This is a genomic window from Lysinibacillus sp. NPDC092081, assembly GCF_044755845.1.
Taxonomy (GTDB): Bacteria; Bacillota; Bacilli; order Bacillales_A; family Planococcaceae; genus Lysinibacillus.
This window is the reverse complement of the sequence record NZ_JBIVRU010000027.1, coordinates 1-21,533: the sequence shown is the minus strand read 5'-3', so window position 1 is coordinate 21,533 and position 21,533 is coordinate 1. Positions and strand designations below refer to the sequence as shown.

The window sequence follows — 21,533 nt, the reverse complement described above, 5'->3', positions numbered from 1 at the left end:
AACTAAATACAATAGTGATGCTTATTGAACTAAACTGCCCCGTTATCCATCCATGAAGCGCAAAAACAAGCACTTCACCACAGAAAATGAAAAATGATTAAGTTCTTTCATGGGAGTTGAAGAAGAAAAAGATGGGATCTCTGTGGAATCCTATCTTTATGTAAAGCTACCCGTTAGTTTAGTAAATTAACAAAAAATAGGGCTGATTTTATTTTGAGTTGAACATTTAGTTTTCTATTCGGATAAAGTATTTTTCATAAATATCTATTGCTTCAATCTGTGGATTTTTTAAATTAATTTTAAACTCACTCTCACGCTCTTCATCTTCTTCACCCAGCCAACAAATATAAACCTCACAATAATCACCTTGTGGAAGTAACTCTTTTAGTAAGTGACATAAATAGAGAAAAGTCTTTTTGGATTTTTCGTAGTTATGTGGTGAATGAATCTTTTGATATTCATTCATTTGCCAAATAGGGTTACCTTTCTCAGAAACTTCATAAATATAAGGCGTAGTAAAATGCTTCTGTTTAACTACATTACGATTTTCTGCATCCGAGAAAACATAATCAATTTCAACTTCATCCTCCGTATAATACTCATTAAGTTTTACTGAAAAATTTAAACCAATATAGGTTGCCATACTCATTTTCATATACTCCTTGTTTTAGGGTGACTTTTATTTAACCCCTCATTGTTTAAGTACTTCTTCAACTAAAATGCACCGTTAGTTGAATAACAACAATCTTTAAAAAAACAGCCTTTATTTAAGTTAATAGCAATCCCAATTATAAAGAACTTTACTAAAATCCTTACGTTTCAGCTCATCTTCAGTGATGAAAAAGTTGCCGACCCCGACATCCCCCCACAGAATATGATCCCCTACACTGTCAATTTGAAGTAACAAAATTGTTGAATCTGTATAGTCACCATAAGCTCTTGGATCTCCCTGAGTAAAGGATGGGTATCCCCCCATTTTATGACCTGTACTATTTAAGGTTTCATAAAATGAATCTGCTAAATTATCATTGTCTTCTATATTAGCAAGGATCTTCGCATATAGTTTTTTACTTCTAAAGTCATTTGCTGATAATGGTTCATAGCTTGTTCCAAAAGACAATGTCATTTCTTTTTCCACTGGAAAGTATAATTCTTCTTCTTTCGCTTCAACAAATGAGAAGTCTTGTACTAACTGCGACTCATCATTGACAATATGCTCGTGGAAAATGACGCGGAAGCCCTCCTGATTTTGACCATTATCAAAGTCCATCCCTAGTACATCATCATAACCATCAATATAAAACTGTAAAATTCCCTCTTCAGGGAAATTCGGTAAACGATTAGGTACATCTGCAAAATTAATTTGTGCTAGTAATTTTAATGGTTGCCCTTCAGGACTTTTCGGATATTCCATTGATAGTGGAAAATACGGATCACCCGCAAACTTACTTTCAAATAAAGATGTTTTTCGTTCTTCCGTTTCAATAAATATCGTAGGCTGTATCGTTTCCTCTATTACTGTCCTATATTGTTCAAATGCTTCAGGTAAATTAAGTAACTTCATATTATTACCTCCTAAAGTAAATTATAATTTTATTACAGAACAAACGTTCTAATCTAGCAATCTTTATGGTGATTTGATCCGCTTCGCCCTAAAACGGATCAGGAAAACCTTAAGATATTGTTTATGACCCCGCTTCAATTATCTTCTAACAGCTTAACTATAGATAACATAATTTCACATGTAAATTACCTCTTTTTGAGAATAGGCCCTTAATTCCGACTACAATGAGTTGAACTCTTTTTTTCATTAGTTGAAAAGAGTATAATGTAACGTGGAAATAATCAAATTTTTATGGGGGGCAATACTAAATGAATATCCAAACATTGGAGAAAAGTCTTTACAATTTAATCACTGAAACATCTACTAATCTTCCAAAAGACGTACGTCGTGCAATTAAGAAAGCTAAAGAAGCTGAGAATGCTGGTACTCGTGCTGCAATGAGCTTAGACACAATCTCAAATAATATTATTATGGCAGAAGATAATGTATCACCAATCTGTCAAGATACTGGTCTACCAACATTCAAAATTTATACTCCTGTTGGTGTAAACCAATTAGAAATTAAAGAAGCTATTAAAAAAGCTATTAACGATACTACTGCAGATGCAAAATTACGTCCAAATGCGGTTGATTCATTAACGGGCGCAAACAGCGGTAATAACCTTGGTGACGGTCTTCCTGTTATGAAATTTGAACAATGGGAAAAAGACTACATTACAATTAAATTAATCCTTAAAGGTGGCGGCTGTGAAAACAAAAACATTCAGTATAGCCTTCCATGTGAAATTGAAGGTCTTGGCCGCGCTGGTCGTGATTTAGATGGTATCCGTAAATGTATCCTTCACTCAGTATACCAAGCACAAGGTCAAGGCTGTTCAGCTGGCTTCATCGGTGTAGGTATCGGTGGCGACCGCTCTTCTGGTTACGACTTAGCAAAAGAACAGTTATTCCGTAATGTGGAAGATACAAATCCAAATTCTGATCTTGCTAAATTAGAAGAATATGTAGTGAAAACTGCTAACACATTTGGTATCGGTACAATGGGCTTCGGTGGTGAAGCAACATTACTTGGCTGTAAAATTGGTGTTATGCACCGTATCCCTGCATCATTCTACGTATCAGTAGCTTATAACTGCTGGGCATACCGTCGTATGGCTGTGGACATCAATCCTGAAACTGGTGAAATTATTAACTGGCATTACCAAGAAGGCGAAAAAATTACATTTAAAGAAGATGAAGTTGTAGCAACAACAGAAGATACTACTACAGATGTAGTGGAACTTACTGCACCAATTACCGAAGAACAAATTCGCTCTCTAAAAGTTGGTGACGTTGTTTCAATTACTGGTCGTATGTATACTGGACGTGACGCAATTCACCATCACTTAATGAGCCACGATGCTCCCGTGGATCTTAATGGACAAGTTATTTATCACTGTGGTCCTGTAATGGCAAAAGACGGAGAAGGCAACTGGACAGTAAAAGCAGCTGGTCCAACTACTTCTATTCGTGAGGAGCCATATCAAGGTGACATCATGAAAAAATTCGGTATCCGCGCTGTAATTGGTAAAGGCGGTATGGGACCAAAAACACTTGCTGCATTAGAAGAGCACGGTGGCGTTTACTTAAATGCAATCGGTGGTGCTGCACAATACTACGCAGACTGCATTAAAGGTGTTGAAGGTGTTGACCTAATGGAATTCGGTATTCCAGAAGCAATGTGGCACTTAAACGTTGAGAAGTTCACGGCTGTTGTAACTATGGACTCTCACGGTAAATCACTACACGCAGACGTAGACAAATCATCACTAGAAAAACTTGCGCTACACGCAGAACGTGTATTCTAATAAAGCGTTACGTTGAATAGCAGAAATAGTTTTTAAGCTGTGGCGTAAGTATAACGACAACACACTACAAAAACGATTTTATAATTAAATAATTTATGGCTCATCACCAAAAATTGGGTAAAACATTTAAAACGTATGTCAGTTGATTGGAGTGAAGATTGGACGCCTTCAAGAAGTGCACAGCCGGAACTAAAAATCAACCCCACGTTATGGTGATGAGCCTACTTTATGCAGTAATTCCTAAAGGTATGGCATTGTCACTGCACAAATTTGAGAAGCACAGAATATTCCTATGAATAACTGTGCTTTTTCTTATGTTCAAAATTATTTCAAAGAACCTCATAATCACCTCCATTTCAATTCCAGGCTGCTTTTATCCCCTTTCTTTAAAATATCCCTTCAAATTTCTTACTTTCTTTTTCTAAAAACCTTTGTTATAATAATTCTAAATTGGAAAGGAGCTAATTGAAATCGATTTTCAATTCGATATTGTTTATATATATTGATTTATAAAGGTTTTGATATTGATTTTCATTATCAAGGGGGATAAAAGTGGAACAAACTAAACGAGAAAATAACAACATAATTGAGAAAATAAAGGAGCATGCTGAATTAATCGCTGCTCTTATAGCAGGTTTGTTTATTTTGCTTGCATGGCGTTTAGATACTAGCGGGCAAACAACAGCTTCTATTATTTTATATATTGTTGCATTTTGTGTTGGCGGATTTGCTAAAGCAAAAGAAGGTATCGAAGAAACCATTGAAAATAAAGAGCTTAATGTTGAACTATTAATGGTATTAGCTGCAGTTGGTTCAGCTGCAATCGGTTATTGGACGGAGGGTGCTATTCTTATTTTCATTTTTGCTGTAAGTGGCGCTCTTGAAACATACGCAATGAATAAAAGTCATCGTGAAATTTCTGCACTCATGAATTTACAACCCGAAGAAGCTTGGCTTGTACGTGGTAACTTTGAACCAATGAAAGTTTCTGTCTCTACATTACAACTTGGAGATCACCTGCTCGTAAAACCTGGTGAACGTATACCAGCAGACGGTGTAATCTTTAAAGGACAGTCTTCTATCGATGAATCCGCAATAAGCGGTGAACCGCTTCCAGTGGCAAAACGTGAAGGCGACGAGGTATTTGCAGGTACAGTGAACTTAAATGGTGCCATTACGATGGAAATGACAAAACCAAATTCTGAAACACTATTCCAAAAAATTATCCAGCTTGTACAAAGTGCTCAGAGTGAGAAATCTCCATCTCAACAGTTTATAGAAAAATTCGAAGGTACTTATGTGAAAATTGCGCTACTTACCGTTGCCCTTATGATGTTTCTACCTCACTTTGTACTCGGTTGGGACTGGACAACAACTTTCTATCGAGCAATGGTACTTCTAGTAGTTGCTTCTCCATGTGCACTTGTTGCATCCATTATGCCAGCAACTCTTGCAGCCATTTCAAATGGTGCAAAACACGGTGTGCTATTCAAAGGTGGCCTACATTTAGAGCATCTAGGTGCATTACGTGCACTAGCGGTAGATAAAACAGGTACTTTAACACAAGGAAAACCAACCGTTACTGATTTTATCGTTCGAGAAGGATTAGACCGCGAAAATACAATGGCAATCCTTGCAGGTATTGAAGCACAATCGAACCATCCACTTGCTCAAGCAATTACTTTATTCGCAAGAAAAGAAGGTATCACACAGTTTGCTCAAGCCACTATAGAAGACATCCCAGGTTGGGGTATCAAAGGTTACGTTAATGAAGTCGAGTATCTTGTTGGTAAACCAGACTTTGTTGGTCTAGATGAGGCAAATAATTTTGCAAATGGTGCAGCAGAAAACCTTGCCGCAGAAGGAAAAAGCGTTATTTTTATTCGTGACAAAGATGGCATTGCCGCATTGGCAGCCTTAAAGGATACCGTTCGCAGTGAAGCAAAAAAAGCAGTATCATTACTAAAAGAGCTAGGTATTGATGTGATCATGCTAACAGGCGACAATGAGAAAACAGCAAAGGCAATTGCCAAGGAAGCAGGCGTGACAGAATACGTTGCAGAATGTCTCCCTGAAACAAAAGTGACTGAGATGAAACGACTTCTTTCTCAACATAAATTTGTAGGGATGGTCGGTGACGGTATTAATGATGCGCCCGCATTAGCAACTGCAACTACCGGAATTGCTATGGGAGAAGGAACAGATGTTGCTTTGGAAACAGCAGATGTCGTTTTAATGAAAAACGACTTATCAAAAATTGCCTATGCAGTACGTTTATCACGTAAAATGCAACGCATCATCAAACAAAACATTTTCTTCTCTATCGGCGTGATCGTTTTATTAATTGCCTCAAACTTTTTACAAGTCGTCGATTTACCTCTAGGAGTAATCGGACATGAAGGTAGTACCATTTTAGTTATTTTAAACGGTTTACGTATGCTTAATAAAAACGCCTAAAAAACAAACAGCCTCGTATCACAAAACGTGATAGCGAGGCTGTTCTTTTCAATATTTCTAACTATTTGTTAGTGTCTCCTGCTTCATAAGTTCTTTTTGCAATACTTTTTTCTGCATCGTCGCATTTAAAATGCCACCAAAAATTAAAATAATTCCCGTGAAATATAACCAAAGCATTAAAATAATAACGCCACCAATACTGCCATATGTAGCGGAATAATTCGCGAAATTATTAATATAAAAAGAGAAAGCATATGTTACTGCCACCCAGGCAAGAGTTGAAAACAATGCCCCTGGCCACACTCCCTTTAAATTCAAACGAGGCTTTGTATTTGGAATAAATCTATATATCCCCATTAAAACTATAAAAATAAGTAAAGGTGGTATCGACCAGCGCATTCTATACCAGAGTATTTCAAACTGCTCCTCAATACCAACAATCGAAAATAAGAAATGCCCCACTTGTTGCCCAAAAACCGGTAAAAGTAGAACGACAGCAATAACAACAACAAATGCTAAGGTGAAAGCAAGGGACAATCCTCGATCTAATAGACTCCCCCTAGTTTCTGTATCATAAGCCTTATTTAACGCTCTAATCAATGCATTAATTCCTTTGGAAGCGGACCAAATTGTCCCAAGTATCCCGACGGATAATAAACTGCTATTACGGCTTGTTAAAATTTCATCTAAGGTATTTTCAATAAGCCTGTATACCTCGTCCGGCATTATATTCACTAGAAATGAATACACTTGCGTCGACTGTATATTCAAATACGGTAGTAATGTAACTAGAAAAATTAGTAGTGGGAAAAAAGACAGTAAAAAGAAATAAGCCAATTCCGCTGCAAGAGCTGATATTTCCACTCGCTGTATGCGTAGCATTAAATCTTGCATGAAGCCCCTTGATGTCATCACATCTACAGTGTCTTCGTCTGGTGAGACAAATGATTTCACCAGACCGACAGCTGTATATATCGATGCTTTTTTCTCTTCCATACAAATTTCCTCCTGTACGACAACTATTCTTTATCTGGTAAAGAAAAGGCTGATTTTGTGTCATTAATCATGCCTTCGATTGTAGAAGGTAATCCTTTAAATTCATCAACTTTGTCAACAATTGTGTTGACATTTTCTGATACGTTTTCACATAGTACTTTAGCCGCCAATACTTTTTCTTCAACAAGTACTTGTAATTCCTCTCGATTGGCTGCATAATACGAGATTGCTTCTTTCATCTTTTTCGTTGAAGCTATTGTTTTCTCACGCGTTGTACGATCAAACATGCTTAATGCAGCACCAACTGTGGCACCAACTACGATGGATGCTAATAATTTACTTCGTCCCATATTAAATACCCCCTGCTTAAGTAATGTATTTTAGAATAATTAAATCAATTATGCCTCGGCATAATTGCGTCCGGAATCGGCTTTGTGCTAGCACAAAGAACTCCTTTCCGATTTCGTGACATCCGCCGGAGGCTTTAACTTCTTTCAGCGAATGTTTGGACACCCGCTGAAAGAAGTTAAACTGTTCACTGCCCTTATTCTACCCAATAACCGTCTATTTTTAAAGCAATGCCCAAATACAGTGTTGACATTTTTTTTATTCAATGAAATGATATTTTCGAGGATTACGAAAGGTAGGTTTAAATAATGGATTTATCAGTACCGTCAAAAGAGAACGTTATTTATATGGTGGATCAAATGAAAGACAAGCTTCGCATGGTTAATGTTGATGCAATGAAATCGGAAAATTTTGATGAAGCTAATTACGAAGATCTAGTCTATTTATACGAAATGGTCATGAAGCGCAACACATTTAGTCCTAGTGAAATGCAAGCCATCGTTGCTGAATTAGGAGCATTACGCAAATAAATAGGATTTTGTAAATAAAAAGCTATTAGCAATGGGACACCAAAACCGTTTGCTAATAGCTTTTTTCTATTTTTTATCTTTCGTAGCAGAACCATCCTCAGTTACGAGTGGTTGTATTAACACTTCTACACGACGGTTTTTCGCACGCCCTTCTTTAGTATCATTCGGTGCAATGGCGCGGTTCTCACCGAAACCTTGTGTACTAAAGTTTCGACGATCTAACTTCGAGTTACTCTTCCATAAAATTTCTGCGAAGTTCACTGCACGTAACGCAGAGAGCTGTAAGTTAGAAGAAAAGTTTGGACCAGCTGGAACATTATCCGTATGACCAGTAATAACAATACTACGCGGTGGATTAGATACCAATACATCTGCAAGCTCTTTTGCTATTGTCATGTACTCCGGTTTAATGTCTGCTTTCCCTGAATCAAACAGGATACTATCACGAATTGTAACAAGTAACCCCTCATCAGTCATCGCTGTTGCGAATTGACCTTCCATCTCATGAACAGCGATGAAATTATCAACACTATCTTTAATTTGAGCTAACTCCTGCTGATCCTTTAAATACGCAGAGTTTTGTTGTGCTTGTTGTGGTGTTTGATCACTTTCTGCATTCGGACTTTTTACCGGTGCAGGCTGATCTAAAAAGCTTGTACCACCATCAAATACTTGATTAAACACTGCTGACATTTTCTCTAGCTTTTCTTGGTCTACTGAACTAGATGCAAACAATATGATAAAGACAGCTAATAACAGTGTTAAAATATCTGCATATGGAACTAACCAAGACTCATCAATATGATCATCATGCTTTTTTTTCTTAGCTTTCTTTGCCAAGGCCGCCCGCCCCACTTTCATGAGAAATTTGACGACGTTCTTCCATTGTTAAGTAAGAAGATAATTTTTGTTCGATAACGCGTGGAGCCTCCCCTTCTAAGACAGAAAGGATGCCTTCAATCATCATTCTTTTTTGCTTAACTTCGATAGCAGATTTACGTTTTAATTTATTCGCAAATGGATGCCATAAAACATAACCTGTAAAAATACCTAATAATGTAGCCATAAAAGCAGCTGAAATAGCATGTCCTAGCTTTTCTATGTCATTCAAATCTGCTAATGCGGCGATTAACCCTACTACCGCACCAAGTACCCCTAAAGTTGGGGCATATGTACCCGCTTGTGTAAAGATTGCAGAACCACTAGCATGACGCTCTTCCATCGCTTCGACTTCTTCTGTTAAGACATCACGAATATAGTCCGCATTCTGACCATCAATTGCTAATGTAAGTCCATTTTTTAAAAATGGGTCTTCTATCTCTGAAGCTTTACTCTCAAGCGCTAATAGACCTTCACGGCGAGCTAAATCAGCCCATTGTGAAAACATCTTGATAATCTCAATATCATCCGCTAATTTTGTTTCTTTAAAAAGAATTTTAAATAGCTTTGGTACACGCTTTAACTCCTTCACAGGGAAGGCAATTGTTACTGCGGAAATTGTACCGAAGATGATAATTAGAATGGCAGCTGGGTTATAAAATGCACTTAAACTTACACCCTTTAGCACCATTCCAGTTAATAGCGCTACAAACGCAACAATTAACCCTACAATCGACGATATATCCATTCTTGAACCTCCAAATCTCCTATTAAACTTTATTTCGTCCTTTTTTCCATATTTTAAATACATAATATAGTATAAATGTATTTCACAAATTTTTCGATGTAATAAATACTTTTTATTCACTTTTCGACCATATTTGATTATATTGAATTAAGAATAATACACTAAATTGTCTTTATTTGAAAAAAGTTAAGAATTTGTTATCATCCTTCGACACAAAATTACTAAAATATGCTGAACTAGCCGTAAAATTAGGATAAAATATCCAAAAATATCAACACCTCCATATAAGCTGTTCGAACGATAATCCACAACCAATTCAGATAATTACTAAAAAATAACAAAAAAATGATATAAAACAATATATTATTGATTCATCAAGCAATATACTTTTTTCACACTCACTACAAAAACACTCCGAAAGACTCATTTGATTTCTTCCCATATTTAATCAATTATGCCTCGGTATAATTGTGACCGGATTCGGCTTTATGCTTGCACAAAAAACTACTTTCACCAACTAAAGGCTGAGAGCTGTCGCTTTGCTTTCACTACAAAAAACGTCGAGGATGAGCAAGGACAAGAAATTTTAAAATCACTTATTTCAACAGATAAAGTGCACATATTAAAAATAGCTTTAGTACCACACACCAATCACCCATTTCACGGTCTGATTTATTATATTTTTAATAGATTATTTGATGAAAATGTCTCTAATCATTTAGCGATGGGTATTGACTATAACTTAAACCAAAGCTTGCCACATGACTTTATAATTACTTTAGGCAAATGAATATAAACATCATTACTAAAGATGAGTAAAAAGAACCTGTCTCCTGTATTAGGAACTGGGCAATTCAAGTAATTTATCCCTACTAATATTAGTCTAGACTAGGTATGTTATGGATGTCATAAATTCTCCTTAGATTTTCCTAGTAACCTATTGTATAATTACTTTAGATAATATTGTAGATTATTTTTGTAGAGAGGAGCTTTTATTATGTTCATTACGACTGTACTAGGCTTTTCAGCCGTTTTACTAATTGCATTGGCATTCTTCATCCACTACCTACAAGTTGGTTTAGATTCTAAGTCTTCAGTAACTGTAGATCCAAAACCAAACGAAAAATTTTAATTTCATTGAAAACAGCTACATTCTAGTAGCTGTTTTTATTTATCTTCGGCTGATATCACGGATTTTGAATTGCGCCAAGGAGAAATTAATTATATTTTCAATTATTTCGATTCACTAAATAAATTACTAAACTTCTTTTTTTTTGAAAAAAATTGCGTGAATATTGTCATTATTATTTGCATATTCATCGTTTTGCTCTAAAATGTTTCTGTAGGGAAGGGAGCAATCTTTCATGACAATGTTACAAGATATTCTTAAGTTTAATGAAGATTTCGTTCAAGAAAAAAAATATGAGCCTTTTATTACAACAAAGTATCCTGATAAACGCATCGTTGTGTTATCTTGTATGGATACTCGTCTTGTAGAGCTGTTACCTAAAGCTATGAATATACGCAATGGTGACGTAAAAATCGTTAAAAGTGCTGGGGCATTAGTTAGTCACCCTTTTGGTGCGATTATGCGTAGTTTACTTGTAGCTGTTTATGAACTACAAGCAGATGAGGTGTATGTTGTTGGACATTACGACTGCGGTATGAGTGCAGTTGACCCAGAAGCAATGCTAAGTAAAATGGTTGCTAGAGGGATTAACCCTGAGACTATCAAAACAGTAGAATATTCAGGTCTTGATTTAAAAGAGTTTTTACGTGGCTTTGGCGACGTAGCAACAAGTGTAAAGAAAAGCGTCGATACAATTCGCAATCACCCGTTAATGGTTAAAGACGTGCCTGTTCATGGATTAGTAATTGATCCAAATACAGGTCGCCTTGATTTAATCATAGACGGTAGCAAACAATAGTAAAAAAAGAAGCGTCTATCCTTCAAACAGTGAAAGATAGACGCTTCTTTTTATTGGCCCTCTAAACGTGCATACATATAATGATCCACCCATTGACCATTAATGTACAGCAGCTTTCTTAAAAGACCTTCACGCTGAAATCCAGCCTTTTCTAAGACTCGGATAGAAGGATTATTTTGTGTTGAAACATAAGCCTCTACTCGATGTAAGCCTACTTGCTCGAAAGCAAATTGCACGACCATATTAACTGCTTCTGTCACGATCCCTTTTCCAATATAAATTTCATCCATCGCATAACCAACAAACGCACTGGAATACGGTAAACGTTTTACTGCATAAAGAGCAATATGTCCTATTAGATTATTTGTACCTGGCTCAAAAATACCGAAAGTAAATTCTCTTTTTGAGTCCATTAAGTATAAGCTTTCTTGAATTTTTTTATATTGAGCATTAATTGTATAATATTCCGGTCGTTGTAACGGTTCGTATGTAGACCAAAAGTATTTATTGCGACTTACGAGATCGGTTAAACTTTGTGCATCTTTTTCATAAAATGTGCGAATGTAGCATTTCCCACCCTGAATTGATACCACATTTTCACCCTTTTTCCTCAATAATCTCCAAATTTTAAGCACCATTTTTCCACACTAACCTTCCGATAATTATCAACACGTTTTAATGCATTTTATTAATGGATGAAACCACCACTATTGGTTCAACTAACAACCGATAGGAAAAACACCCACTGATTGCAGTTTTACTTTACCCCGCTTTAACGGTCAGTAAATGTCTTTCACAAATTTAAACTAAAATTCTGTCGTCATAGTAGACCATTAACTGACCGTAAAAGCCCGATTGGTTCAACTAACAATCAGTGGGAAAAACACCACTGATTGCAGTTTTACTTTACCCCGCTTTAACGGTCAGTAAATGTCTTTCACAAATTTAAACTAAAATTCTGTCGTCATAGTAGACCATTAACTGACCGTAAAAGCCCGATTGGTTCAACTAACAATCAGTGGGAAAAACACCACTGATTGCAGTTTTACTTTATTGTATGTAAAAAAAGATGCTGCTACAACTAAAACATTTTGTCTTGTTGTTACAGCATCCATAACATTATTTCATTTTTTGTTTTTGTTTTTTAGGCTTCTCTTCTAGCAATTCAAGACTAGATGATTCAGCATCTTCTAAATGTGCTTTACCTAATACATTCGATAAATGAAGGCCACGTTTTTTTGCCTCACGTTCAATATGTGCTAATGTTTCTTGCAATACCTGTACACGAGCATATTGTTTATCGTCCCCTGGTACTAGAACCCATGGCGCACTTTTCTTATCGGTCTTCTCAAACATTTCATTTGCAGCTTCTATATACTGAGGTGTTTTTTCACGATTTCGCCAGTCTTCATCTGTTAGCTTCCAAGACTTATATGGATCCTCCTCGCGTTCTTTGAAACGATTAAGCTGCTCCTCATCAGATACTTGAAGCCAAAACTTAATAACAATATAATCTCCTGCTGTTAAAATCTTTTCAAAATTATTAATTTCTTCGTATGCACGAGACCACTCTTCTGTTGTTGCAAATCCTTCAATACGCTCAACTAATACACGACCATACCACGAGCGATCAAAAATAGCGATTTGTCCATGCTGTGGTAACTTTCTCCAAAAGCGTTGTAAATAATTGTAGCGCAGTTCATGAGGCTGAGGTGCTGAAATTGGGTGTACGACATAGCCACGTGGATCAGCACGTTCAATTAGACGCTTAATAGCGCCACCCTTACCAGCAGCATCCATACCTTCAAATACTAAAATTAGCCCAATTTTATTGTTTAATAAAAACTGTTGAGCATTTAACATTTCATATTGGAGTACTTTTAATTTCTTTTTATACATTTTCTTATCCAGTTTAACTGATAAATCTAGATCATTTAAATTTTGAGTCATTAAAACTTCACTCCTTACATTTGAATATTCTTATTGTACTAAAGAAATATATGACTGCCTATTCAAATGGTAAATTGTAGATATTTTTAACGAAACAACGCGATACATTGTTGGAAATTTCCGTTATAATGAAATATAATGTTACAGTCCTATACTTATTTGTCTTTTCCCTATACAATTTAACACGAAGGGAGAGGAAAACATGCCTCGATTTTTTTTGATGACAATCACTTATATTGTCTCACTCATCCTAACCTTTTCATCCTATTTCATGAAAATAAACGGTCAATCTTCTTTAGAGATTTCAAATCGTTTTCCTGTAATATTTGCACCTTTTAATGTTAGTTATGTGATTTGGATTGGGGTTTACATGTTACTTGGTTATTGGTTAGTCATGAATCTAAAAAAGACAACTATGAAACAGACTGTTCTCTTTAGTAGCATATGTATTATGCAGGCGTTAGCGATTGTTGTTTGGCATCACGAACTATATATCGTGTCAATTGTCAGTACGTTCATTTTAGTACTGTATTTATTAAAATTGTACAAAACGTACCCTCTCAGCAATAATTCACTCTCAGGTCGTATACCCTTCTCGATTTACTTCGCATGGATTACATTTAGCCTGATGACAAATATAAGCTTAACGCTAACATCTTATCAATGGAATGGTTTTGGCCTTAGTAATCCACTTTGGGCAGTTATTTCACTGACACTTGGGGTAGCAATAGCGCTACATATCCGATTCCATTATTTTGATATTATCTATCCAAGTGTATTTATCTGGTCCTATATTGGGGTAGCATTACATAATGGTTTTGATGAGCTACTTGTGACAACGGCAGCCTTGTTTTTATGTGGAGTGCTACTTGTCGGTATATTATTTATTAAAAAAAATCCTGCCTACCAAAAATAAATTGGTTAGCAGGATTTTTAGCTTTTTTATTGTTCATCTAAAGAAGTTAAAATAATTGGTTTGTCTTTCGTAACAATAATTGAATGCTCGATTTGAGCAACTAATGATTTGTCTGGCGTAATGAATGTCCAGCCATCACCAGACTCTACAATATGCTCCGCTTTCGCTGAGATAAATGGCTCGACTGCAAGCACCATGCCTTCTTTCATAATTGTAGAATCCCAAGCATCATAGTAGTTTAAAATATGATTTGGCTCATCATGTAAAGAACGACCTAAACCATGACCTGTTAGGTTCATAATCACTGTTAAATCATTGGCATATGCTTCACGCTCAACAGCTTTACCGATTTGGTTTAATTTTGATCCAGCTTTTACTTTTGTCATCGCACGGTCGAAAGCACTTTTAGCTACGCGACATAACTTTTCTTTATCCTCATAGCCATCACCAACTACAAATGAAATGCCCGTATCAGCAAAGTAGCCATTAAGTGACCCAGACACGTCTATATTTACGATATCTCCCTCGTTAATCACACGTTTACCTGGAATACCATGTGCGACTTCCTCATTTACACTAATACATGTGTATCCTGGGAAATCATATTCCCCTTTAGGTCCAGAAATCGCTCCTGCTTCAGCAAACATACGACCTGCAATTTCATCTAATTCTAGTGTTGTTACACCTGGTTTTGTAGCAGCCTTCATTGCTTCACGAATTTCAGCACAAATACGGCCGATTTTTTTAAAGGCTTCAATCTCTTCTTGCGTTTTTACAATCATTTTTAACGTCCCTTTCATCTAATATCTACTATTTAATATAACATAACTTTTTATACATAAAACGCTAAACGCTCTAAATATTATATGCTAACCTAGATTGTCAAGTGCTGAAAAAACAGGCTTGTCACCGAAAGTCGGGGAATACATTTGTTGAAAAGTATACATTGTATATAAGTTGATCTTCGTTTCGACTGGGCGACTCCTTGGGGATCAGCAATAAAGGAACGAAGGCTAAAACCATCACATCCTGTGATAACGCCTTCGTGACCAACATCGTGTTGGCCCGAGACCCTACAGCGTAGCGGATGTTTTCTGTGCGAAAGCGTAGTGCTAACGTAGCGGCAGCAAATGTTTTATCTGTGTGAAAGCGTAGCGACAGCAACAACAAAAGCGGCTCATCGGACGCCCCCAGGAAAGCGCCCAGTCGGAACGGAAATCAACCTCACGTTATGGGAATGAGCTAAAAACAATTTGATCCTGCATTCAATTTAATAAAAATAAAAACCCTCCACTTAGGTGAAGGGCATAATCGTTATGATTTTCGTTGCATTAATTGAGGGGCTGCCGTAAATAACAGAACACCGACAATTGCCGTTAAAACTGTTGCTGGTAGCATGTATGTTCCATTATAGATAATTGAATAAATCCATGCATTTTGATCGCCAGCATACTCTGAGAAAAATACAGCGCCCGCAATGGTATGTGCTGCATAACGTAAAAAGCCCGCTAATACAGTTCCTGCAATAATATAAAGCGCCATTTTCTTTTTGTTTAAATCTTTTGCAGCCTCGAGCACTGGTCGGCGAACAACGGCCGCCAAGCCTACTACTGTAAAGGCAACACCATAATCAAGCAATCCTTGTAGCCAATGAATAATATAGGCGCCAAACATTGTTTGCATAACACCAATAAGCAATCCCGTTGTCAGACCTGGAATAAGACCCCAGCGGAATGCTATTAAAATTATTGGCACCATCACTAGACTAACAGAGCCACCTTGTGCCCATACTTTAAAGGAAACCTGATCTAGCACAAGGCCAATCGCTGCGAATATCGCAATCTCCACAAGCATTAAAAGTCTTTTTTTGTCCATAAAATTATTCTCTCCTTTGTTCCGATGTAGGATACAAGAGCAGGAATAGAAAACAGTTGGCAAATATGTCCCCATCAGGCATCAAAAGATAAAAAACGATGCCAGGACAGAGCCTCACATCGTAAAAGTGTCGGTTTCTATCCACATCCCTACGCAAGTGTTAACTTACAGGTTCAAAGAGTCAAGGCATTAAGTGCCCAGTCTCAGCTGACATCATCAGCTCCCCTTGTGGTCGTTACATCTTAATTTATTTGAACAACCTCATTTTACGCAAACACCGTTACGATTACAACCTCTTCCACATTATTTTTTGAAACTTTACTGTTTTTCATGCGTAAATATTAAAAAAGGAGGTACAACTATGGAGAATCAAAAAATTTTATCTGCCTTTAGTTATCTCAGTATTTTATTCGCACCCTTTATTGTGCCATTAGTCGTTTATTTTGTTGCAAAAGATAGCGACGTAAAGAGGCACTCTATTCGAGCACTAATATCACATTTAATCCCAGTCGCATTCGGAATTATATTATTTGCAGTCTTTATCTTCTCAACTTTAACATTCAGCACCAATTTTGACTTAAATTCAGATAGTAATACTTTTCTTATCATTTGGTTTGCTTCATTCGCAATTTACATTCTCGTTTCATTAGGGGTCGTTATTTGGAATATTATTCAAGCTGTTCGCGTAATCCGATAAGTTGCATTTCACCCTTGAACAGATAGTACTTAAGGAGCTGTTATTTTGTGAAAGTATCTAAAGTTGTTAAAACCGCTGTAAAATTAGCACCTATCGTAATTCCGATTGTAAAAAAAGTAATCGCTGCAAAAAAAGGAACAAATCCCAACGTAACTAAAAAATAACAAAAAGGCGTATTTCCCTATAACGGAGATACGCCTCTTTGTTATTTCACTTCAAAATATGTTTGACTATGACCGTTCATTGTTTTTTCGACATGCAACACAGCGGGCATTGTAGCTTTTAACTCTGCAACATGTGAAATGACTCCAATCATGCGTCCGGAATCTTGTAAATCAATAAGTGTATCAATCGCCTTATTTAACGCTTCTTCATCGAGAGAACCAAAGCCCTCATCAATAAACATCGTTTCAATGCGGATATTACCTTGAAAACTTTGAATGACATCTGCCATACCAAGGGCAAGACTTAAAGACGCATTAAACTTTTCTCCCCCTGATAATGTTTTCACATCTCGTAATTGATCCGTATAGGCATCATACACATCTAGTCCTAGCCCACTTTGCTTGGCATGCTTTTCTAATCGATCTGAACGTCTGAGCTCAAATTGACCGTTGGATAAATGATAAAGCCGGACATTCGCTGCCTCTGTAATTTTATCTAAATAATTGATTTGAATATAACGCTCAAAAGACAGCTTTTTAGCATTCTGTCCATTTAACATTGCATAAAGTTCCTTCACTCGTCCCGCCTCTTTTTCAAGTAAGCGAATCTCCTGTTCGGTCTCCTCAACTTTTTCGATAAAGTCTCCGCAAGCTTTCGCAAATCCTTCTATCTGTTGTAATACTTTAAAGGCTTCCTCATATGTTACACGAAGCATTTCTAACTTTTCTTCCATCGCCGTTAAATCTTGTTTCTCTTGTCCTTTAAGATGCTTCGTTCCCTCAGCAATTTGTACTTGTAATGTGTGGATTTGCAATGCATAATCACTGCAAGCCTTTCGTAAAGCTTCTATTTGCAACACGCTTCGCTTCCCAGTAGCAAATTCTTCATAGCTTTCAAAGCCTGCTTCCTTCATACTTACTGAAAATTGCTCGCGCTTTTCATCCATTTTCAGCTTTAATTCCTCAAAAGCCTGTTTTGCTATTTCTACGGTCATTTTAGCATTATTCGCTACTTCCTTGGCAGATTGCAGACTTTGTTGGCTGCTATTCCACGCAGTTTGTAGTGCAACCTTTTGTGAACCTATATCAGCAATCGCCTGCTTTAATGCTTGTAGCGTCGTAAGATTTTCTGGAATATGCTTTTGCTGCTCTTCCAAAATTGCTTGTTGCTTAGTCAAGTCCTTCGTCTTTTCAGCTAAATATTGCTCTAGTTTTATGTGCTTTTCTTGTAGCTGCTCCAGTCGTGCACGATGATCCTTTTGTTGCAAGCGTACATCAGATAATTGATTACTCACTACTTTTAAGATTGTAATTTGTTGTTCTATATTTTGTAAGGAAGCTACAATTTGTTCTTGATTCGATCGATCAATTTCATTCGTCTCTAACTGTTCTAGCGCCTCTTGTAGAAGATGCTTAGTAGAATTCAATAAAGCTTCTTTCTCTAAAAACTTGCGCTCATCAGTAGTAGCCTTTCCTCGTAAAGCTTCTACTTGTGCTAATTCGATCATCTCTAATTGCTCAGAATGCGTTTCGAGATGTGTTGTACTACCACACACTGGGCAAGGCTCTCCTTCCTTAAGCTGCTGTGCTAAAATACTTGCCTGACTCGCAATCCATTGCTGCTCCAGCTTTTGAAGAGCCTGCTTACTTTCTTGATAATGGACATTAGTAGTGGCTACATCCTGCTCAGCAATTGCAACTGCTCTCGTGTATTTTTCAACTTGCGCTAGTAATGATACTTGCTCTTTTAGCTTCGGTAGCTGTTCTAAATAACTTTCATATGGCTCAAGTTGTTTTTCATATTGATCAATTGTTTTTGCTAGTTGCTGAACTTGCATTTGTCCTGTTTCTACGATTTTGCTATTATCATCTACTGCTAGCTTTGCTGTTGCAACATATTGTTCAGCTATTTGCATTTGCTGCAGATTGTTCTCATACGCCTCGAATGTCGGTAATAATGCTTGCAGCTGTAATTCCTGTTGTAGAACGTGTTGACGTTCAGGTTCTTTCGCCTCTTCAACGTTAAACTGTTCCTGTGCTATCTTTAACTGAGCTTCAGCGTTATGCTGCTCTGTCATTGCTTGCTGAAAAGATTGATCTTTACGATTTTGCTCAGCACGTAAATCGATGCATTGTTGCTCAAGTATGACAAGACGCTCCGCCTTCTCTGCTAATGCAATTTCATGTTCTTTTGCGCTATATACATCTTGCTCTTGTAACAATGCTTGCAGACGATTTTGACGATTAGTTTGCTCATCAAATTGCTCATTCAGTGTTTTCGCCATACTATAAAACTCTTGTTCTTTTTGATGATGTGTATAAGCTTCTTTATAGCGTTGCTGTTCCAATTGTATACATTCCGTATAATAGGTTTGCTCTTCTTCCAGAGCCTTCTTCAGCTGATGCATATTTTCGCTATTATTAGTAATGCAAGTAAATAAAGATGACGAACGCTGTGGTAAAGCCCCTGCAATTTGACCAAGAAGATGCTCTTTTAATTGTTTAGAACGTAGTAAATCACTTTCCGCTTCTTTTCGTTTCGCATGAAGCCTTTTTGTCATCGCACCAAAGCGATCTGTTTTAAAAATTTTGCGCAAAATAACTTCTTTATTCGTAGAATCTGAGGTTAACAGTTTGCGAAATTCACCTTGTGGCAGCATAACAATTTGACTAAACTGATCCTTTGTGAGGCCGATTATATCCTGTAGCTTTTTATCTACCTCAAGCGTTTGCTGCTTTTCTACAATACTATAATCAAGCTTGTCTCCTTTGATTTCAGCCAGTTCAATTTTCTTGCCAGTGACACTTTTGTTTTTTGCTTTAATATGACCTGGTTGACGTAAAATTTGATAGACTCTATCATGCATTTCAAAAACGAGCTCCACTGCAGTATACACATCCTCATCTGCAAACCCGCTTCGTAGCATAGCAGTATCTTGGCGATCTTCACCGCTACCTGCTCCGTAAAGTGCATAGCATATAGCGTCAAAAATCGTCGTTTTTCCTGCACCTGTTTTTCCGGAAATCGCAAATAGGCGATGCTCACCAAGCTGTTGAAAATCAATAACCTCTGTATTTTTATATGGACCGAATGCAGTAATCGTTAACTTTAAAGGCTTCATTTTACTGTTTCCCGCTCCTCATCTAATAATTCTTGCAGCATCTCTGTAAATAGACGCTCTGTATCTTGATCTGGCTGTACACCAATTATATCTGTAAAAAATGATCGGAATAAATCGATGTCTTCTATTTTCTCTGTCTCTACCGCCTGAATTTCATGTGGTACTTCTTGGCGTATTACTTTTCGCTCAACATGCATCGCATGAGGAAACACGGTACGAATACGTTCCATCGGCGAAGTTACTGACGTAGTATCTGTTAAGCGTACAAATACATAATCATCACTTGGTGGTAATTGTAATAAATCATCCATTAAGCCCTCTACGACACGTAAATCTCGTCTTGCTAAAAGCTTTCGTTTTGTGGCAGTGACTTCTCCCTGTGCATCCAGCTCAATTATTAAAAAACCCTTCTCATGTAAGTGCTCAGATAATGAATACTTTAATGGAGAGCCAGCATATCGAATCGTTTCATTCGACACAAAATGCGCTTTATGCAAATGTCCAAGTGCTGTGTAATTAAAAGGCTTAAATAGCGCTGCATTTATGCAATCCGAGCCTCCTATTGATAAAGGTCGTTCAGAATCACTCGTATTCGCTTCCTCTTCACCATACTTCGTCACAAAGGCATGTCCAACAAAAACATTACGTTTTGTTGGATCTAAACTTTGCCCAATATGTTTGATAATTTTTTCCATCGCCTCTTGATGAGATCGAATGGAATCATCCTCTAAAATAGTCCGTACTGAAGCCGGCTCTGCATAAGGTACGAGATGAAAATGTACTTCACCATACTCATCATGTAAAACTATCGGTGCATGATCTTTCGTAAATTGGCCTTTAATATGTAAGCCACTATCACTCATTAAACTACTGCCAAAGTTCAATCGGCCTGCACTATCGTGGTTCCCAGCAACCGCTAACACAGGAATTTTTTTTTCAAGCACAATTTCCGCCAAAGTATCATTTAATAAATTCACTGCCTCAATAGGGGGCATCGAACGGTCATATAAATCACCTGCTATAACGATAACATCCGGTTTTTCCTCATCTATGGCTAGCATAAATTGCTGTAAAATAAAATGTTGATCCTCTGTCATATAGACGCCTTGTACAAGCTTCCCTAAATGCCAATCTGCTGTATGAAATATTTTCATTCTTTGCGCCTCCTGTCTATTTCATTTTATCACGGCTAATAGATTGATTGTTTTTCCTTTTATTAGTTTGAAAATTATAATTAGGTTTCTCAGCATAACGTGGGGAGCTGAGGTGTCGGGGTATCCATCGTTCTGGGGGTTCCGTCCGTCGCTTCGACGATTCTTTCCGTCACTCGGGTTATTTCCGTCGCCCCTAGAGTTCTATCCGTCACTTATATTTTGATATATTGGTTCTAAGTCAAATGTTGGGGTGCACTAATCTTTCAGCACGTTAGCCCAAATGAACTCCGATTTCTTTATACTTTAAATTTAATAAGATTTTTGCTCGAAAGTGATCGAAACGTCGAAATCCATATGC

Annotated in this window: 20 protein-coding genes and 1 riboswitch; of the genes, 8 read left to right on the top strand and 12 right to left on the bottom strand. The window is 37.1% G+C overall.

The window, feature by feature from the left end:
- Positions 1 to 226: 226 nt before the first annotated feature.
- Together ACIQLB_RS23025 and ACIQLB_RS23020 are read right to left on the bottom strand one after the other, a co-directional pair.
- The gene (locus ACIQLB_RS23025; RefSeq protein ID WP_400730961.1) at positions 227 to 649 is read right to left on the bottom strand and encodes a hypothetical protein; all 423 of its coding nucleotides are present in this window, start codon (positions 647 to 649) and stop codon (positions 227 to 229) included.
- Positions 650 to 772: 123 nt separating this feature from the next.
- Positions 773 to 1,564, bottom strand: coding sequence for a YwqG family protein (locus ACIQLB_RS23020; protein ID WP_400730960.1), 792 nt, complete (start codon positions 1,562 to 1,564; stop codon positions 773 to 775).
- Between the two features lie 308 nt (positions 1,565 to 1,872).
- On the opposite strand from ACIQLB_RS23020, the gene ACIQLB_RS23015 reads away from it, so the two are divergent.
- Both ACIQLB_RS23015 and ACIQLB_RS23010 read left to right on the top strand, forming a co-directional pair.
- The gene (locus tag ACIQLB_RS23015) at positions 1,873 to 3,411 is read left to right on the top strand and encodes a fumarate hydratase (protein ID WP_400730959.1); all 1,539 of its coding nucleotides are present in this window, start codon (positions 1,873 to 1,875) and stop codon (positions 3,409 to 3,411) included.
- 552 nt (positions 3,412 to 3,963) lie between these two features.
- The gene (locus tag ACIQLB_RS23010; RefSeq protein WP_400730958.1) at positions 3,964 to 5,868 is read left to right on the top strand and encodes a heavy metal translocating P-type ATPase; all 1,905 of its coding nucleotides are present in this window, start codon (positions 3,964 to 3,966) and stop codon (positions 5,866 to 5,868) included.
- A gap of 57 nt (positions 5,869 to 5,925) precedes the next feature.
- On the opposite strand, the gene ACIQLB_RS23005 is transcribed toward ACIQLB_RS23010, so the two are convergent.
- Entirely contained in the window at positions 5,926 to 6,864 is a 939-nt protein-coding gene (locus tag ACIQLB_RS23005) for a YihY/virulence factor BrkB family protein (protein WP_400730956.1), read from the bottom strand.
- Positions 6,865 to 6,887: 23 nt separating this feature from the next.
- Positions 6,888 to 7,214, bottom strand: a complete 327-nt coding sequence (locus ACIQLB_RS23000) for a YtxH domain-containing protein (RefSeq protein ID WP_400730955.1) — start codon at positions 7,212 to 7,214, stop codon at positions 6,888 to 6,890.
- A gap of 306 nt (positions 7,215 to 7,520) precedes the next feature.
- Here ACIQLB_RS23000 and ACIQLB_RS22995 point away from each other — a divergent pair, with 306 nt between their 5' ends.
- Complete coding sequence (locus ACIQLB_RS22995; RefSeq protein ID WP_053483058.1) at positions 7,521 to 7,742, top strand: DUF1128 domain-containing protein; 222 nt, start codon at positions 7,521 to 7,523, stop codon at positions 7,740 to 7,742.
- Positions 7,743 to 7,808: 66 nt separating this feature from the next.
- Here ACIQLB_RS22995 and motB read toward each other — a convergent pair whose 3' ends face one another.
- Complete coding sequence (gene motB, locus ACIQLB_RS22990; protein ID WP_400730954.1) at positions 7,809 to 8,582, bottom strand: flagellar motor protein MotB; 774 nt, start codon at positions 8,580 to 8,582, stop codon at positions 7,809 to 7,811.
- Positions 8,566 to 9,369, bottom strand: a complete 804-nt coding sequence (gene motA / locus ACIQLB_RS22985; RefSeq protein WP_400730953.1) for a flagellar motor stator protein MotA — start codon at positions 9,367 to 9,369, stop codon at positions 8,566 to 8,568. Before motA ends, motB begins: the two co-directional genes overlap by 17 nt.
- Positions 9,370 to 9,823: 454 nt before the next feature.
- Between motA and ACIQLB_RS22980 the strand changes: the two genes are divergently transcribed.
- From ACIQLB_RS22980 to ACIQLB_RS22970, 3 genes are all read left to right on the top strand, one after another.
- Positions 9,824 to 10,159: an aminopeptidase gene (locus ACIQLB_RS22980; RefSeq protein WP_400730952.1), complete on the top strand. Its 336-nt coding sequence runs from the start codon at positions 9,824 to 9,826 to the stop codon at positions 10,157 to 10,159.
- Positions 10,160 to 10,366: 207 nt separating this feature from the next.
- Complete coding sequence (locus tag ACIQLB_RS22975) at positions 10,367 to 10,501, top strand: hypothetical protein (protein ID WP_400730951.1); 135 nt, start codon at positions 10,367 to 10,369, stop codon at positions 10,499 to 10,501.
- 232 nt (positions 10,502 to 10,733) lie between these two features.
- Positions 10,734 to 11,297, top strand: a complete 564-nt coding sequence (locus ACIQLB_RS22970) for a beta-class carbonic anhydrase (RefSeq protein ID WP_400730949.1) — start codon at positions 10,734 to 10,736, stop codon at positions 11,295 to 11,297.
- Between the two features lie 50 nt (positions 11,298 to 11,347).
- On the opposite strand, the gene ACIQLB_RS22965 is transcribed toward ACIQLB_RS22970, so the two are convergent.
- Positions 11,348 to 11,935 carry a GNAT family N-acetyltransferase gene (locus tag ACIQLB_RS22965; RefSeq protein ID WP_053483054.1) on the bottom strand — a complete coding sequence of 196 codons (588 nt, stop codon included), beginning with the start codon at positions 11,933 to 11,935 and terminating at the stop codon, positions 11,348 to 11,350.
- Positions 11,936 to 12,416: 481 nt separating this feature from the next.
- Positions 12,417 to 13,247 carry a polyphosphate kinase 2 family protein gene (locus ACIQLB_RS22960; RefSeq protein ID WP_400730948.1) on the bottom strand — a complete coding sequence of 277 codons (831 nt, stop codon included), beginning with the start codon at positions 13,245 to 13,247 and terminating at the stop codon, positions 12,417 to 12,419.
- 202 nt (positions 13,248 to 13,449) lie between these two features.
- On the opposite strand from ACIQLB_RS22960, the gene ACIQLB_RS22955 reads away from it, so the two are divergent.
- Positions 13,450 to 14,163, top strand: coding sequence for a hypothetical protein (locus tag ACIQLB_RS22955; RefSeq protein ID WP_370049200.1), 714 nt, complete (start codon positions 13,450 to 13,452; stop codon positions 14,161 to 14,163).
- Between the two features lie 26 nt (positions 14,164 to 14,189).
- Here ACIQLB_RS22955 and map read toward each other — a convergent pair whose 3' ends face one another.
- Both map and thiT read right to left on the bottom strand, forming a co-directional pair.
- Positions 14,190 to 14,945, bottom strand: coding sequence for a type I methionyl aminopeptidase (gene map / locus ACIQLB_RS22950; protein WP_400730946.1), 756 nt, complete (start codon positions 14,943 to 14,945; stop codon positions 14,190 to 14,192).
- A gap of 532 nt (positions 14,946 to 15,477) precedes the next feature.
- On the bottom strand, positions 15,478 to 16,038 hold the full coding sequence (thiT, locus tag ACIQLB_RS22945) for an energy-coupled thiamine transporter ThiT (protein WP_400730944.1): 561 nt from the start codon (positions 16,036 to 16,038) through the stop codon (positions 15,478 to 15,480).
- Between the two features lie 129 nt (positions 16,039 to 16,167).
- Positions 16,168 to 16,275, bottom strand: a riboswitch (TPP riboswitch).
- 124 nt (positions 16,276 to 16,399) lie between these two features.
- Here thiT and ACIQLB_RS22940 point away from each other — a divergent pair.
- Positions 16,400 to 16,735, top strand: a complete 336-nt coding sequence (locus ACIQLB_RS22940) for a magnetosome magnetite crystal formation protein family (protein WP_400730943.1) — start codon at positions 16,400 to 16,402, stop codon at positions 16,733 to 16,735.
- A 205-nt stretch (positions 16,736 to 16,940) separates the two neighbouring features.
- Here the strand turns inward: ACIQLB_RS22940 and ACIQLB_RS22935 are convergent, their stop codons facing one another.
- Together ACIQLB_RS22935 and ACIQLB_RS22930 are read right to left on the bottom strand one after the other, a co-directional pair.
- On the bottom strand, positions 16,941 to 20,021 hold the full coding sequence (locus ACIQLB_RS22935; RefSeq protein WP_400730941.1) for an SbcC/MukB-like Walker B domain-containing protein: 3,081 nt from the start codon (positions 20,019 to 20,021) through the stop codon (positions 16,941 to 16,943).
- The gene (locus ACIQLB_RS22930) at positions 20,018 to 21,175 is read right to left on the bottom strand and encodes an exonuclease SbcCD subunit D (protein WP_400730939.1); all 1,158 of its coding nucleotides are present in this window, start codon (positions 21,173 to 21,175) and stop codon (positions 20,018 to 20,020) included. Before ACIQLB_RS22930 ends, ACIQLB_RS22935 begins: the two co-directional genes overlap by 4 nt.
- Positions 21,176 to 21,533: the final 358 nt, after the last annotated feature.

What these genes read in the sequence shown, in the direction of transcription:
- ACIQLB_RS23015 (WP_400730959.1), top strand. Translation starts at nt 1,873, where the DNA reads ATGAATATCCAAACATTGGAGAAAAGTCTTTACAATTTAATCACTGAA.
- thiT (WP_400730944.1), bottom strand. Translation starts at nt 16,038, where the DNA reads ATGGACAAAAAAAGACTTTTAATGCTTGTGGAGATTGCGATATTCGCA.
- ACIQLB_RS22955 (WP_370049200.1), top strand. Translation starts at nt 13,450, where the DNA reads ATGCCTCGATTTTTTTTGATGACAATCACTTATATTGTCTCACTCATC.
- ACIQLB_RS22960 (WP_400730948.1), bottom strand. Translation starts at nt 13,247, where the DNA reads ATGACTCAAAATTTAAATGATCTAGATTTATCAGTTAAACTGGATAAG.
- ACIQLB_RS22980 (WP_400730952.1), top strand. Translation starts at nt 9,824, where the DNA reads ATGCCTCGGTATAATTGTGACCGGATTCGGCTTTATGCTTGCACAAAA.
- ACIQLB_RS22935 (WP_400730941.1), bottom strand. Translation starts at nt 20,021, where the DNA reads ATGAAGCCTTTAAAGTTAACGATTACTGCATTCGGTCCATATAAAAAT.
- motA (WP_400730953.1), bottom strand. Translation starts at nt 9,369, where the DNA reads ATGGATATATCGTCGATTGTAGGGTTAATTGTTGCGTTTGTAGCGCTA.
- ACIQLB_RS23025 (WP_400730961.1), bottom strand. Translation starts at nt 649, where the DNA reads ATGAGTATGGCAACCTATATTGGTTTAAATTTTTCAGTAAAACTTAAT.
- ACIQLB_RS22965 (WP_053483054.1), bottom strand. Translation starts at nt 11,935, where the DNA reads ATGGTGCTTAAAATTTGGAGATTATTGAGGAAAAAGGGTGAAAATGTG.
- ACIQLB_RS23020 (WP_400730960.1), bottom strand. Translation starts at nt 1,564, where the DNA reads ATGAAGTTACTTAATTTACCTGAAGCATTTGAACAATATAGGACAGTA.
- ACIQLB_RS22995 (WP_053483058.1), top strand. Translation starts at nt 7,521, where the DNA reads ATGGATTTATCAGTACCGTCAAAAGAGAACGTTATTTATATGGTGGAT.
- ACIQLB_RS22970 (WP_400730949.1), top strand. Translation starts at nt 10,734, where the DNA reads ATGACAATGTTACAAGATATTCTTAAGTTTAATGAAGATTTCGTTCAA.
- ACIQLB_RS23000 (WP_400730955.1), bottom strand. Translation starts at nt 7,214, where the DNA reads ATGGGACGAAGTAAATTATTAGCATCCATCGTAGTTGGTGCCACAGTT.
- ACIQLB_RS22940 (WP_400730943.1), top strand. Translation starts at nt 16,400, where the DNA reads ATGGAGAATCAAAAAATTTTATCTGCCTTTAGTTATCTCAGTATTTTA.
- ACIQLB_RS23005 (WP_400730956.1), bottom strand. Translation starts at nt 6,864, where the DNA reads ATGGAAGAGAAAAAAGCATCGATATATACAGCTGTCGGTCTGGTGAAA.
- map (WP_400730946.1), bottom strand. Translation starts at nt 14,945, where the DNA reads ATGATTGTAAAAACGCAAGAAGAGATTGAAGCCTTTAAAAAAATCGGC.
- ACIQLB_RS22975 (WP_400730951.1), top strand. Translation starts at nt 10,367, where the DNA reads ATGTTCATTACGACTGTACTAGGCTTTTCAGCCGTTTTACTAATTGCA.
- ACIQLB_RS22930 (WP_400730939.1), bottom strand. Translation starts at nt 21,175, where the DNA reads ATGAAAATATTTCATACAGCAGATTGGCATTTAGGGAAGCTTGTACAA.